The sequence below is a fragment of the Streptomyces sp. NPDC054956 genome, from assembly GCF_053609185.1.
The window spans coordinates 20,388-32,741 of the sequence record NZ_JBSGXB010000017.1; the positions used below are offsets into that span (position 1 = coordinate 20,388).

Below are 12,354 nucleotides of genomic sequence, written 5' to 3' on the forward strand. Positions count from 1 at the left end.
TCCCCGCATGACGACTCCGCGCATGACGACTCTTCGGATGTACTTCGCCGCTGCCGCGCTGAGCACCCTCGCGCTGGGCGTGACCATGGCGAGCGGCTGGGGCCCGGACTATCCGGCCGGGGAGACCGCCCGCACCGGCTTCTCCCTCTCCGCCTGGGCCGCGGACTGGCCGACGGCGGCCACCCACGTAGAGGCGAACGTGCAGCACGCGGACGTGGTCCCGCACACGGACGGCGACATCGTCTGGAACTGAGCACGGCGGCTCCCACCGGCCCGGGAGCCCCGTCCGCGCACCCCCGTCTTGGCTTGAACTCCCCCTGGACCGGCGGAAGTCGGTATACCGTCGTCGCCGACCGGGACGGGCCAGGGGCGGGGGCGGCATGAGTGGCGACATTCGCTATCGGGTGGAGCGCATAGCGCTGGCCTCGATGGCCACTTCGGGCGTCGTCGTGCTGATCGCGGACCTCCTGGGATGGCTCGACGCGCTGGCCCCCGGGGGCACGCTCCCCAAGGTCACGCTGCTCATCCTCAGCACGGTCACCGTCTTCCTCCTGCTGGAGATCGACCGCCTGCGCAAACTCGACGTGGTGCAGGAGCAGGTCGCCCGGCTCGACACCAACCTCCAGACGCAGCTCGCCAAGCTGGACATCGACACCGTCGCGCAGCAGCTCAAGCAGGAGAACTACCTCGGCGTGGTCCGGGTGCACGGGGAGTTCCCCGTCCCGGTGTTCAACGGGTTCGTGGAGGAAGCCTCCCAGGAGGTGGTCATCCTGCAGACGTGGATGCCCAACCTGGAGCAGCTCCAGACCTCGCTGGAGAAGGCCCTCGTCAACCAGCGGATCCCCGTGCGCATCCTGCTGCTGCACCCGGCCTCACCGGTGGCCGGACTGCGCGACGAGGCCCTGCGGACGGTACGGGACCCCGCCTTCGCGGTGGACGTGCAGGCGAGCGTGCGCAGGTGCCTGGCCGGCCTCGCGGAGCTCCACCGGGCGGTCCCGGAGGAGGACCGGGGCCTGCTCCAGGTGCGGGTGTACAACTCCCTGCCGTCCATCGCCGTGCACAAGGTCGACGAGCACTTCCTGGTCAGCTCGTTCCTGCACGCCCAACTCGCCATCGATTCCGCCCAGATCGAGATCGACGGCAGTGACAGCACGATGGGCCGGCAGGTCCTGAAGGAGCTGGACACGCTGTGGGGAATCGGCCACGACGTGGCCTTCCCGGACTGGCGCGAGTCGATCAGAGCCAGAAGTCTGTGAACCACGGAAGGGTACGGCCATGCACGATCTGCACGATCTGGACGCGTTCGAGGACACGCTGATCGGACGGTTCGAGGAACATCCGGTCCTGGCGAACATCAAGCTGCTGCCGGACGAGGACTTCGCCGCGCTCCTGCTCCAGCGGCGCTTCGTATCGCTCGCGTTCACCCCGTCGTACGACCTGGCGATCGATCTGCTGGGCGACGAGGAGGGGCTGCGCATCGCCCGGATCATCCTGCGCGAGGAGTACCCGGACGACACCGGCCACTCGCCCTCGCACCGCGAGGACATGACCTGGGACCTGCGCCGCCTCGGGGTCTCCAGGGAGGCGCTGGTCGCGTCGAGGCCGACGGACGCGACGAAGCGCGCGATCGCCGACACCCTCGGCCTGATCGCGGACGCGGGCGGCCACGAGGACGCGGACCTGAGGCTGCTGACCGTCCTGCGGTTCTGGGGCGAGGTCCTGGTCTCGGTCGAGTACGGACGGCTGTGGGAGCGGATGGAACCGCTGCTCGCGCCCGGGGGCCGGGTCCAGTCGCGCTTCTACCACCCGCACCACCTGCACGACGCGAAGACGCACTCCCTCGCGACGGTGTCCCTGCTGTCCGCCACGCACTCCGACCGCCTGGCCACGCGGGTGATCGAGCTCCTCGCCCGGGAGGGCACGACGGACCGCTTCAAGGAGATGGAGGAGCGCACGCTCCGGCTCAAGACGGCGTTCTACGACCAGTTCCTGCCCGCGCTGGACCGCGTCGCGAGCTGAGACGGCGGGGCGCCGGGAGCGCAGGGCCGCCGCGCGGACGGCTCAGGCCGTCGGATCCAGCGGCCTCGGCTCCGACTTCGGATTCGGCGTCCGCGTCGGCGTCAGCTCCGACTTCGAGTTCGGCCGCGGGCTGCGGCTCCGGGTCGTCTGGGAGCGGACCGCGCCCATGCTCGCCGCGATGACCAGCGCGATCGCCACCGCGTCCAGCGCCGACAGCGCCTGGCTCAGTACGAGGAAGCCCGCCGTCGCGGCGATCGCGGGTTCCAGGCTCATCAGGATCGCGAAGGTCGGCGCCGGCAGCTTGCGCAGGGCCAGCAGTTCCAGCGTGTAGGGCAGCACCGAGGACAGGACCGCCACGCCGAGCCCGAGGGCCAGGGTGCTGGGGAGGAGGAGCGCGGAGCCCGCCTCGATCACGCCGAGCGGGAGCGAGAGCACGGCCGCGACGGCCATCGCGAGCGCGAGCCCGTCCGCCTGCGGGAAGCGGCGGCCGGTCCGCGCGTTGAAGACGATGTACGCCGCCCACATGCCGCCGGCGCCGAGCGCGTACGCGGCGCCCAGCGGGTCGAGTCCGCCGAAGCCGCCTCCGCCGTGGGTGGACAGGAGCACGACGCCGGCCAGCGCCAGGCCTGCCCACAGCAGGTTCATCAGGCGGCGCGATACGACGACGGACAGCACCAGCGGGCCCAGCACCTCCAGGGTGACGGCGGGGCCCAGCGGGATGCGGTCGATGGCCTGGTAGAAGAGGCCGTTCATGCCGGCCATGGTGACGCCGAACCACCAGACGGTGGTCCAGTCGGAGCGCGAGTACCCGCGGACCTTGGGCCGGCAGACGACCAGCAGCACCAGCGCGGCCGCTGCGAGCCGCAGCGTGACCACGCCCGCCGCGCCCGCCCTCGGCATGATCATGACCGCGAGGGCGGCCCCGAACTGCACCGAGACGCCCGCCGTGACCACCAGCGCGACGGGCCCGAAGCGCGCCCGGAAGGACCCGTCCGCGGCCGTGGCCCCGGGGGTGGGGGCGGGCGTGGATGCGGGGGCGGTGGGCGGGGCGGGGGAGGTCGGTGCGGCCATCTCTCCAGACTAGGGGGTGCGTAAGGACCGTGCATGTGTGTGTTGCCTTACATGGCGACGGTGCGCGGGCTTGCGGGCGGGCTTGCGGGCGGGCTCGACGCGGCTCAGGACGGCGGGTGCGGGGGCGCCTCGGGCAGGGGCCCGGACGGGTCCTCGGGCAGGGCGTCCGCGAGCACCTCGGCCAGGTGGCGGGCCCGGCCGCCGGACAGTTGCCCGATCTGGGTCCGGCAGGAGAAACCGTCCGCCAGGACCTCGGTACCGGGGGCGGCCGCGCGCAGCGACGGCAGCAGCTGCTCCTCGGCGCAGGCCACGGAGACCTCGTGGTGACCCGGCTCGAAGCCGAAGTTCCCCGCGAGTCCGCAGCAGCCGCCGCTGAGGTCACCGGTGAGACCGGCGCGCTCGCGCAGCCGGCGGTCGGGGGCGTCGCCGAGGACGGCGTGCTGGTGGCAGTGGGTCTGGCCGGCGACCGGCCGGTCGATGCGGGGCGGCTGCCAGTGCGGGGCGTACTCCTCCAGGGTCTCGGCGAAGGTCCGCACGGCGGCGGCGAGGCGGTGCGCGCGGGGGTCCTGCGGGAGGAGGGCGGGCAGGTCGGTGCGGAGCGCTGCCGCGCAGCCCGGTTCGAGGACGGTGACGGGCCCCTGCGGGTCGCCCACGGCGTCCAGGGTGCGGAGCAGGACCTTGCGGGCGTGGTCGAGGCGGCCGGTGGAGACGTAGGTCAGCCCGCAGCAGACGGGTCCGCCGGCGGGAGGCACGGGCTCCAAGCCCGCCGCCCGCAGCACCCGGACGGCGGCGTGACCGGCATCCGGAGCGAGGTACTCCGTAAACGTATCGGGCCACACCACGACCCGGGCCCCTGCGCGCCGCGCCCCGGCCCCACCCGACACCACGTGCGCCGCCCCGGGCCCGGGGCGGGGATCCAGGGCTGCGGCGGTGCCCGCCGTGCGGCGCCATCCGCGGGTGAACGGCTCCGGAGCCAGGCGGGGCAGGGCCCGCACGGGGTCCAGGCCGGGAACCCGGAGGAACCGGGAGGCCAGGTTCAGCGGACGCGCCAGCCGCAGCGCAGCGATCCCGCGGAGCCAGGCCGGAAGTCCGCCCAGGAGGTAGTGGGACAGCGGGCGCAGCCGCCCCGCCCAGTGGCGGTGGAGGAACTCCGCCTTGTACGAGGCCATGTCCACGCCCACCGGACAGTCGCTGCGACACCCCTTGCAGGCCAGGCACAGATCCAGCGCCTCCGCGACCTCCGCCGAACGCCAGCCGTCGGTCACGATCTCCCCGACGAGCATCTCGTGCAGCAGCCGGGCCCGGCCCCGCGTGGAGTGCCGCTCCTCCCCCGTGGCCCGGTACGACGGGCACATCACCCCCGGCCCGCCGACGTCCGTACTCCGGCACTTCGCGACGCCGACGCAACTGACCACCCCGGCAGCCGGCGCGGCCCCGCCGGACGGCCCGCCCCCACTCCCCAGCACCCCGAACCGGAGGTTCTCGTCCAGGTGGGCCGGGTGGACGAGGATGCCCGGGTTCATGCCGCCCGCCGGGTCCCAGATCCGCTTGTAGGACTCGAAGAGGGCGATCACCGGTGGTCCGTACATGCGCGGAAGCAGCTCCGCGCGGGCCTGGCCGTCGCCGTGTTCCCCGGAGAGGGAGCCGCCGTGGGCGATCACCAGGTCGGCCAGGGCCGAGGAGAAGGCGCGGAAGCGTGCCACGCCCGCCTTCGTCACCAGGTCGAAGTCGATGCGCACGTGCACGCAGCCCTCGCCGAAGTGGCCGTACGGCGATCCGCGCAGCCCGTGCTCCGCCAGCAGGGCGCGGAATTCCCGCAGGTAGGCGCCGAGCCGGGCCGGCGGTACCGCGCAGTCCTCCCATCCCGGCCAGGCCATGGCACCGTCGGGCATCCGCGTCGCCGTGCCCGCCGCGTCCTCGCGGATCCGCCACAGGGCCCGCTGCCCCGCCGGGTCGGTGATCAGCAGGCTGGACAGGGCGTCCGAGGCCCGTACGAGCGCGCGCGCCGCGGCCTCGTCGCGCATCTCGACGAACAGCCACGCGCCGCCCTTCGGCAGCCCGGGGGCCGCGCCGCCCACCAGGTCGGCGGCCATGCCCTCCACCGTGAGCGGGCCGAAGCCGAGCAGGCCCGCCGCCGCGTCCGCGGCCGCGCTCTCGTCCACGTACCCGAGCACCGCGAGCACCGGTGCGGCCGGTGTCTCCACGAGGCGTACGACGGCCTGCGTGACCACCCCGAGGGTGCCTTCGCTGCCGCAGAAGGCGCGGGCCGGCTGCACACCCCGTTCGGGGAGCAGCGCGTCCAGCCCGCCGTAGCCGGAGATCCGGCGGGAGAAACCCCCGGCCATGCCGGTGCGCAGGACGGCAAGGTTCGCCGAGACCAGCTCGCGCAGGCCGTCCGGGGCGCCCGTCCAGCCGGTGCCGAGCCGGTACGAGGAGCCCCCGTACGCCGTCACGGCGAGCTCGGCCACGTTGTCGGCGGTGGTTCCCCAGGCGACGGAGTGGGCCCCGCACGCGTTGTTGCCGATCATGCCGCCGAGGGTGCAGCGGGAGTGGGTGGACGGGTCGGGTCCGAAGGTCAGCCCGTGCGGGCGCGCCGCGTCCCGGAGCCGGTCGAGGACCAGACCCGGCTGGACCACGGCGGTGCGGGCCCCGGGGTCCAGCGACACCAGGGCGTTCATGTGCCGGGTGAAGTCCAGGACGACGCCGACGCCCGTGGCCTGGCCCGCGATGGAGGTGCCGCCGCCGCGCGGGACGACCGGGACGCCGGCCGCGGCGCACACGGCGAGCGCGGCGGCCACGTCCTCGGCGTCGCGCGGGGCGATCACGCCGAGGGGGACCCGGCGGTAGTTCGAGGCGTCCATCGTCACGAGGGCGCGGGCCGCGGCGCCGAAGTCGACTTCTCCGCGCAGGTTCTCCCGCAATGTCCGTTCGAGTTCACCGGGTGAGGTCACACCGGACACCTTCCCACCGCCTCCCACCGGCCGCGTTCATCTCATCGGGTGGACGCGCCTCCAAGGCGTGGACCGGGACCCGATACGCTCCGCTCGTGGCTGAGATCCAGATTCCCGCTGACATCAAGCCCGCCGACGGACGCTTCGGCGCGGGCCCCTCCAAGGTGCGGATCGAGGCGCTGGACGCCCTCGCCGCCACCGGTACCTCCCTGCTCGGAACCTCACACCGCCAGGCCCCGGTCAAGAACCTGGTCGGCTCTGTGCGCCAGGGCCTCCGGGACCTCTTCTCCCTCCCCGAGGGCTACGAGGTGATCCTGGGCAACGGCGGCTCCACCGCCTTCTGGGACATCGCGACCGCCGGTCTCATCGAGCGGAAGTCGCAGCACCTCACCTTCGGCGAGTTCTCCTCGAAGTTCGCCTCGGCCGCGAAGAGCGCGCCGTGGCTGGACGCGCCGTCCGTGATCTCCTCGGACCCGGGTACGCACCCGGACCCGGTGGCGGAGGCGGGCGTGGACGTGTACGCGTACACCCACAACGAGACCTCGACGGGTGTCGCGGCGCCGATCAAGCGCGTCGCGGGCGCCGACGCCGGTTCGCTCGTTCTGGTGGACGCGACCTCGGGCGCCGGCGGCCTGCCGGTGGACATCACCGAGACCGACGTCTACTACTTCGCCCCGCAGAAGTCCTTCGCCTCCGAGGGCGGCCTGTGGCTGGCGGCGTTCTCCCCGGCGGCCCTGGAGCGCGCGGCCCGCGTGCACGCCTCCGGCCGGCACATCCCGGAGTTCTTCTCGCTGCCGACGGCGATCGACAACTCGCTGAAGAACCAGACGTACAACACCCCGGCGCTCTCCACCCTCTTCCTGCTGGACCAGCAGCTGGAGTGGATGAACAGCCAGGGCGGTCTGGAGTTCACGACCGGCCGTACGGCGGCCAGCGCGGCCCACCTGTACGGCTGGGCCGAGGCGTCGAAGTACGCCAGCCCGTTCGTCGCGGACTCCGCCAAGCGCTCGGCCGTCATCGGCACGATCGACTTCTCGGACGACATCGACGCGGCCGCGGTCGCCAAGGTGCTGCGCGCCAACGGCATCGTGGACACCGAGCCCTACCGCAAGCTCGGCCGCAACCAGCTGCGCATCGCGATGTTCCCGGCGATCGACCCGGCGGACGTGCAGGCGCTGACCGCGTGCGTCGACTACGTCATCGAGAACCTCTGACCGAGCCCGCCCGACACGCTCCGGAGCCCCCGGTGACCTTTCGTCACCGGGGGCTCCGCCGTTGCCCGCCGCACTCCTGAGCCCGTCCTGAAGGGGTTCTGAAGGAGCCCTGAAGGACTGGGTGCGGCGGGTGGCCCGGATCCCGGGACTTTGGTCCCAAAAATCGGGGCAAAGAGGCCGTAAACGGAGGTACCCGAGCGCCCTCGCGGCCTGCGGTTTCGCCCGGCGGGACCTTCGGCAGGCACCTGTCCCGCCCCTCCGGAGGGCCGCAACCAAGCACCCCAGGATGTCCCTCATGTCTGGTGTGCCGGGAACGAACCCCGGCCCGTTCAGGAGGAATCCCATGCGCAAGGCACTCACCCTCTCGGCGATCGCCCTCGCCTCTTCGATGGCCCTGGCGGCCCCCGCCGTCGCGTTCGCCGCCGATGGCACCCCGACGGCGTCGAGCAGCCACGGCACCGCCTCCGAGGCCGCGTCGGCGGCCCTGAAGCTGTCGACCTCTTCGGGCAAGCCGGGTGACTCCATCACCTTCTCCATGGAGGTCCCCGACGGTTCGACGAACCTGTCCGTCTCCTCCAAGGCGCTGGACGACGTGAAGATGACCGACGGCCGGGGCGGCACCGCCAAGGTCGCCGAGGTCGCGGACGGCAACTACGGCGTCTCACTCACCGGTACGGGCCCCGACGGCAAGAAGATCCAGGCCACCGCCCAGTTCACCGTCAAGGACGGCAAGCCCGCCCCGACGCCGACCACCTCCACGCTCAGCCTGTCCAAGGACAGCGGCAAGCCCGGCGACCGGATCCAGGTCACCATCAAGACGGCGCCGAACGAGAAGAGCGCCTTCGTCAAGTCCGACGCCTTCGGCGGCCAGGTCAACCTGAAGAACGACGGCAAGGGCATCTGGACCGGCACCGCGGTCGTCTCCAAGAACGTCAAGACCGGCTACTACGGCGTCGAGGCCTTCGCGGGCGGCAAGAAGTTCGACACCGTCAAGTTCTCCACCGACGCGACGAACAACCCGACCCCGAAGCCCGCCCCGCTCGACCCGAGCAAGCACAAGACCCCCAAGGGTTCCGTCAACACCGGCCAGGCCCCCCTCGGCTGGGTCCCCTCGGATGCCGCAGACAATGGCTGAGCAGTCCACGCCCGGCCCCGCACCGCGCCGGAGCGGCCGCGCACTGCGCGCGGCCGCCCTGGCGGGCGCGTCGGCCCTCACCGTCCTCCTCGTCACCTCCTGCTCCTCCGGCGGCGGTGACACCGTGAAGAACAGCCCGGCCGCCGCCAAGGCCGCGTCCGTGCTGAAGCCCTCCGTCCCGGACCGCGTGGTGATCCCGGACATCAAGGTCGACGCCCCGCTCGACACCGTCGGACTCGACGCCCAGGGCGTCATGCAGGAGCCCGACTTCGCCAAGCCGAAGGACGCCGCCTGGTACAAGGACGGCCCGACCCCCGGGGAGAAGGGCGCGGCCGCCATCGTCGGACACATGGACACCCCGCAGGTGCCCCAGGCCGTCTTCTACAACCTCAAGAAGCTGAAGAAGGACGAGAAGATCGAGGTCCACCGCGACGACGGCAGCACCGCCGTCTTCGAGGTCGACGAGGTCGACACGTTCAAGAAGGACGACTTCCCGACCGACAAGGTCTACGGGGACACGCACGGCAAGGCCGAGCTGCGGCTCATCACGTGCGGCGGCAACCTCACCAAGGACCGCCACTGGGACGCCAACGTCGTGGTGTTCGCCCACCTCGTCGGACAGGAGTAGGCGTTCGCGGAGCAGGAACGGCCACCACCTCCCGTACGCCCGGACCGTGAGACGTCGGCCCGGCCCGTGGAGGCGGCCGCGCCCGCACGCGATACCTTCAGGGCTCGGCATCCGGCGTTCGCCGCATGCGGTGCACAGCGGTACGGCTTGGAGGCAGCGGCGTGAGCGTGCGAGTGACGGCGGCCCAGGGTGGCGTGGACCCCTTCGGCACGGCCCGGCTGCGGCGCGGGGTGCTCGACTCCTGGGGCGCGGGCCCGGCCCGGTTCCGCGAGGACGCCAACGCCGAGGAGGACCTGGCGCTCGGCGGCTACCGCGACCGGCTCGTCGTCGAGCTCGCGCAGAACGCCGCCGACGCGGCCGCCCGCGCCAAGGTCCCGGGCCGGATCCGGCTCACCCTGCACGCCGGCGACGACCAGCCCGACGGGCACGCGGTCCTCGCCGTCGCCAACACCGGTGCCCCGCTGGACGCCACCGGCGTGGAATCGCTGTCCACGCTGCGCGCCTCCGCCAAGCGGGACAACGCCTCCGACAGCGTCGGCCGGTTCGGCGTCGGCTTCGCCGCCGTCCTCGCCGTCTCCGACGAACCCGCCGTACTCGGCCGCCACGGCGGGGTGCGCTGGTCCCTGGCCGAGGCCCGCGAGCTGGCCCGCGGCGCGGCCGTCGGCAGCCCCGGACTCGGCGACGAACTGCGCCGCCGCGACGGTCACGTACCGCTGCTGCGCCTCCCGCTGCCCGCCGAGGGGACCGCGCCCGACGGGTACGACACCGTCGTGGTCCTCCCGCTGCGCGACGCCGCCGCCGAGGACCTGGCGCGGCGGCTGCTCGACGCCGTCGACGACGCCCTGCTGCTGACCCTGCCCGGGCTGGCGGAGCTCGTCATCGAGACACCGTCGACGGGCACAGCCGGGGGCGTGCGGACGCTGCGCCGCCGCGCCGAAGGCCCGTACACCGTCATCGAGGACTCCGCTTCCGGCACCAACCGCTGGCGCACCGTCCGCCACGGCGGCCCCATCGAGAAGGCCCTGCTCGCCGACCGGCCCGTCGAGGAACGGCTGCGGCCCGCCTGGTCGGTGTCCTGGGCCGTGCCCGTCGACGCCGAGGGCGCCCCGGTCCGCCCGGCCACCGCACCCGTGGTGCACGCGCCGACCCCGACCGACGAGCCGCTCGGCATCCCGGCCCTGCTCATCGCGACCCTGCCGCTGGACACCGCCCGCCGGCATCCCGCGCCGGGGCCGCTGACCGACTTCCTGGTGGAGCGGGCGGCCGAGGCCTACGCCGAACTGCTCGCCTCCTGGAACCCGGTGAGCACCGGGCTCGTGGACCTCGTACCCGGGCCGCTGGGCAAGGGCGAGCTCGACGGGGCGCTGCGCGCGGCGATCCTCACGCGGCTTCCCCGTACGGCCTTCCTCGCGCCGGCCGCCGAGCCCGAGGCGCCCGAAGAGGGCGAGGTGGCGGAGCGTGCCGCGCTGCGGCCCTTCGAGGCCGAGGTGGTGGAGGGCGCGGGCGCCGACACCGTACGGGTCCTCGCCGAGGTGCTGCCGACGCTGCTGCCGGCCGGGCTGGAGCGCCGCTCCGAACTGCGTGCCCTCGGGGTGGGCCGGCTGCCGCTGGGCGACGCCATCGAGCGGATCGCGGGCATCGAGCGGACCCCGGACTGGTGGCACCGGCTCTACGACAGCCTCGCGGGCGTCGACCCGGACCGGCTCTCCGGGCTTCCGGTGCCGCTGGCCGACGGGCGCACCGCGATCGGGCCCCGGCACATCCTGCTGCCCGGCGCGGACACCCCCTCCGACCTCGCCCGGCTCGGCCTGAAGGTGGCCCACCCGGACGCGGCGCACCCGCTGCTGGAGAAGCTCGGCGCGCTCCCGGCCTCCCCTCGGGCGATCCTGACGACCCCGCAGGTGCGGGCGGCCGTCGCGGCGTCCCTGGACTCCGGGGACGTGTGGGACGAGGACGCCCTCGACTCCGAGGAACTGGCGGACATCGTCCTCGGGCTGGTGCGGGCGGCCGAGCTGTCCCCCGGCGACGAACCGTGGCTGGGCGCGCTCGCGCTGCCCGACGAGGACGGCGAACCGACCCCGGCCGGCGAGCTGCTGCTCCCCGGTTCCCCGCTGGCCTCCGTCATCCGCGAGGACGAAGTCCCGTACGTGGACGCCGATCTGGTGGCCCGCTGGGATGCCGAGACCCTGACGGCCGTGGGCGTCCTGGCCACGTTCCAGCTGGTCCGCGCCACCGATGTGGTCCTGGACCCGGACGAACTGGAGCCCCGTGACGGGGACTTCGCCGAGCCCGACGACGCCGGTCTGCTCGACGCGGTCGACGTGTGGTGCGAGGACCTCCTGGACCAGCTCCCCGACCTGCCCGTCCCGCCGGTCGCCACCGAGCTGGTCGCCGTACGGGACCTCGACCTCGTCGACGACGACTGCTGGCCCCAGGCGCTGGCCATGCTGGCCCAGCCCCCGCTGCGCGACGCCCTGACGCAGCCCGTGCGGGTCCTGCTCCCGGACGGCACCACCCGGTCCGTGCGCCCGTACACCGCCTGGTGGCTGCGCGACCACCCCGTCCTGGACGGCCGCCGCCCGGCGGGCCTGCGCGCGGCGGGCGGAGACCCGCTGCTGGCGGGCCTCTACACCCCGGCGGACGCCACCGGCTTCGAGGACGAGCAGGTCCTGCGGGCCCTGGGCGTACGCACCTCCGTGTCCGCCCTGCTGGACGAGCCGGGCGGCGCGGCCGAGCTCCTGGGCCGGCTCGCCGACCCCGAGCGGGAGGTCGGCGGCCGCCAGCTGCACGCCCTGTACGGGGCGCTGGCCGACCTGGACCCCGAACAGGTCACCCTGCCCGACGAGTTGCGCGCGGTGGTGGACGGCGAGGTGGTCGTGGTGGACGCGGCCGACGCGGTGATCGCGGACGCCCCCGACCTCCTCCCCCTGACGGCCGGCCTCCCGCTCCTCCCCGTGGCCCCCTCCCGGGCCGCCGACCTGGCGGAGCTGTTCCAGGTCCGCCGCCTCTCGGAGACGGTCCCCGCGGAGGTCACCACGGAGGGCGAGGAGCACGAGGTCCCGGACTCGGTCCTCCACCTGCTCGGCCCGTCGACCCCGACGCGCTACCTGGAGCACGAGGAACTCCTGGCGGGCGGCATCGAACTCGACTGGCGCCGCACCCCGGACGGCACCCTGCACGCGTCCACCCTGGAGGGCGTGGCGGCCGGCCTCGCCTGGACGGCCGGCCAGTGGCCCCGCCGCTTCGAGGTCGCGGCCCTCCTGGAGGACCCGTCCCGCACGGCGGAACTGGCCCGCGACCGCTGGTTCGACTAGGCGCATCCCGCACCCTGATGGC

General features: G+C 73.7%; 9 protein-coding genes. 7 read left to right on the top strand and 2 right to left on the bottom strand.

Going from position 1 to position 12,354, the window contains the following annotated elements:
• Positions 1 to 7 precede the first annotated feature (7 nt).
• From ACWGDE_RS05630 to ACWGDE_RS05640, 3 genes are all read left to right on the top strand, one after another.
• On the top strand, positions 8 to 253 hold the full coding sequence (locus tag ACWGDE_RS05630) for a hypothetical protein (protein WP_453387684.1): 246 nt from the start codon (positions 8 to 10) through the stop codon (positions 251 to 253).
• 127 nt (positions 254 to 380) lie between these two features.
• Positions 381 to 1,256 (top strand): hypothetical protein, encoded by an 876-nt coding sequence (locus ACWGDE_RS05635; protein ID WP_453387685.1) that lies wholly within the window; start codon positions 381 to 383, stop codon positions 1,254 to 1,256.
• 19 nt (positions 1,257 to 1,275) lie between these two features.
• Complete coding sequence (locus tag ACWGDE_RS05640) at positions 1,276 to 2,019, top strand: hypothetical protein (protein WP_453387686.1); 744 nt, start codon at positions 1,276 to 1,278, stop codon at positions 2,017 to 2,019.
• A gap of 42 nt (positions 2,020 to 2,061) precedes the next feature.
• Here ACWGDE_RS05640 and ACWGDE_RS05645 read toward each other — a convergent pair whose 3' ends face one another.
• Together ACWGDE_RS05645 and ACWGDE_RS05650 are read right to left on the bottom strand one after the other, a co-directional pair.
• A complete protein-coding gene (locus ACWGDE_RS05645; RefSeq protein ID WP_453387687.1) occupies positions 2,062 to 3,090 on the bottom strand; it encodes an EamA family transporter in 1,029 nt (342 codons plus the stop codon).
• Between the two features lie 104 nt (positions 3,091 to 3,194).
• On the bottom strand, positions 3,195 to 5,951 hold the full coding sequence (locus ACWGDE_RS05650; protein ID WP_453387712.1) for an FAD-binding and (Fe-S)-binding domain-containing protein: 2,757 nt from the start codon (positions 5,949 to 5,951) through the stop codon (positions 3,195 to 3,197).
• Between the two features lie 185 nt (positions 5,952 to 6,136).
• On the opposite strand from ACWGDE_RS05650, the gene serC reads away from it, so the two are divergent.
• The 4 genes from serC to ACWGDE_RS05670 all read left to right on the top strand — a co-directional run bounded on the left by serC (position 6,137) and on the right by ACWGDE_RS05670 (position 12,332).
• Positions 6,137 to 7,255, top strand: coding sequence for a phosphoserine transaminase (serC, locus tag ACWGDE_RS05655; protein WP_453387688.1), 1,119 nt, complete (start codon positions 6,137 to 6,139; stop codon positions 7,253 to 7,255).
• A 343-nt stretch (positions 7,256 to 7,598) separates the two neighbouring features.
• Complete coding sequence (locus tag ACWGDE_RS05660; RefSeq protein WP_453387689.1) at positions 7,599 to 8,390, top strand: hypothetical protein; 792 nt, start codon at positions 7,599 to 7,601, stop codon at positions 8,388 to 8,390.
• Positions 8,383 to 9,018, top strand: a complete 636-nt coding sequence (locus ACWGDE_RS05665; protein WP_453387690.1) for a class F sortase — start codon at positions 8,383 to 8,385, stop codon at positions 9,016 to 9,018. Before ACWGDE_RS05660 ends, ACWGDE_RS05665 begins: the two co-directional genes overlap by 8 nt.
• Before the next feature lie 125 nt (positions 9,019 to 9,143).
• Positions 9,144 to 12,332 carry a sacsin N-terminal ATP-binding-like domain-containing protein gene (locus ACWGDE_RS05670; RefSeq protein WP_453387691.1) on the top strand — a complete coding sequence of 1,063 codons (3,189 nt, stop codon included), beginning with the start codon at positions 9,144 to 9,146 and terminating at the stop codon, positions 12,330 to 12,332.
• The last annotated feature ends 22 nt before the right edge of the window (positions 12,333 to 12,354 follow it).

Excerpts from the sequence above, each read along its gene's own strand:
- ACWGDE_RS05630 (WP_453387684.1), top strand. The coding sequence starts at position 8 with ATGACGACTCCGCGCATGACGACTCTTCGGATGTACTTCGCCGCTGCC.
- ACWGDE_RS05635 (WP_453387685.1), top strand. The coding sequence starts at position 381 with ATGAGTGGCGACATTCGCTATCGGGTGGAGCGCATAGCGCTGGCCTCG.
- ACWGDE_RS05640 (WP_453387686.1), top strand. The coding sequence starts at position 1,276 with ATGCACGATCTGCACGATCTGGACGCGTTCGAGGACACGCTGATCGGA.
- ACWGDE_RS05645 (WP_453387687.1), bottom strand. The coding sequence starts at position 3,090 with ATGGCCGCACCGACCTCCCCCGCCCCGCCCACCGCCCCCGCATCCACG.
- ACWGDE_RS05650 (WP_453387712.1), bottom strand. The coding sequence starts at position 5,951 with ATGGACGCCTCGAACTACCGCCGGGTCCCCCTCGGCGTGATCGCCCCG.
- ACWGDE_RS05660 (WP_453387689.1), top strand. The coding sequence starts at position 7,599 with ATGCGCAAGGCACTCACCCTCTCGGCGATCGCCCTCGCCTCTTCGATG.
- ACWGDE_RS05665 (WP_453387690.1), top strand. The coding sequence starts at position 8,383 with ATGGCTGAGCAGTCCACGCCCGGCCCCGCACCGCGCCGGAGCGGCCGC.
- ACWGDE_RS05670 (WP_453387691.1), top strand. The coding sequence starts at position 9,144 with ATGCGGTGCACAGCGGTACGGCTTGGAGGCAGCGGCGTGAGCGTGCGA.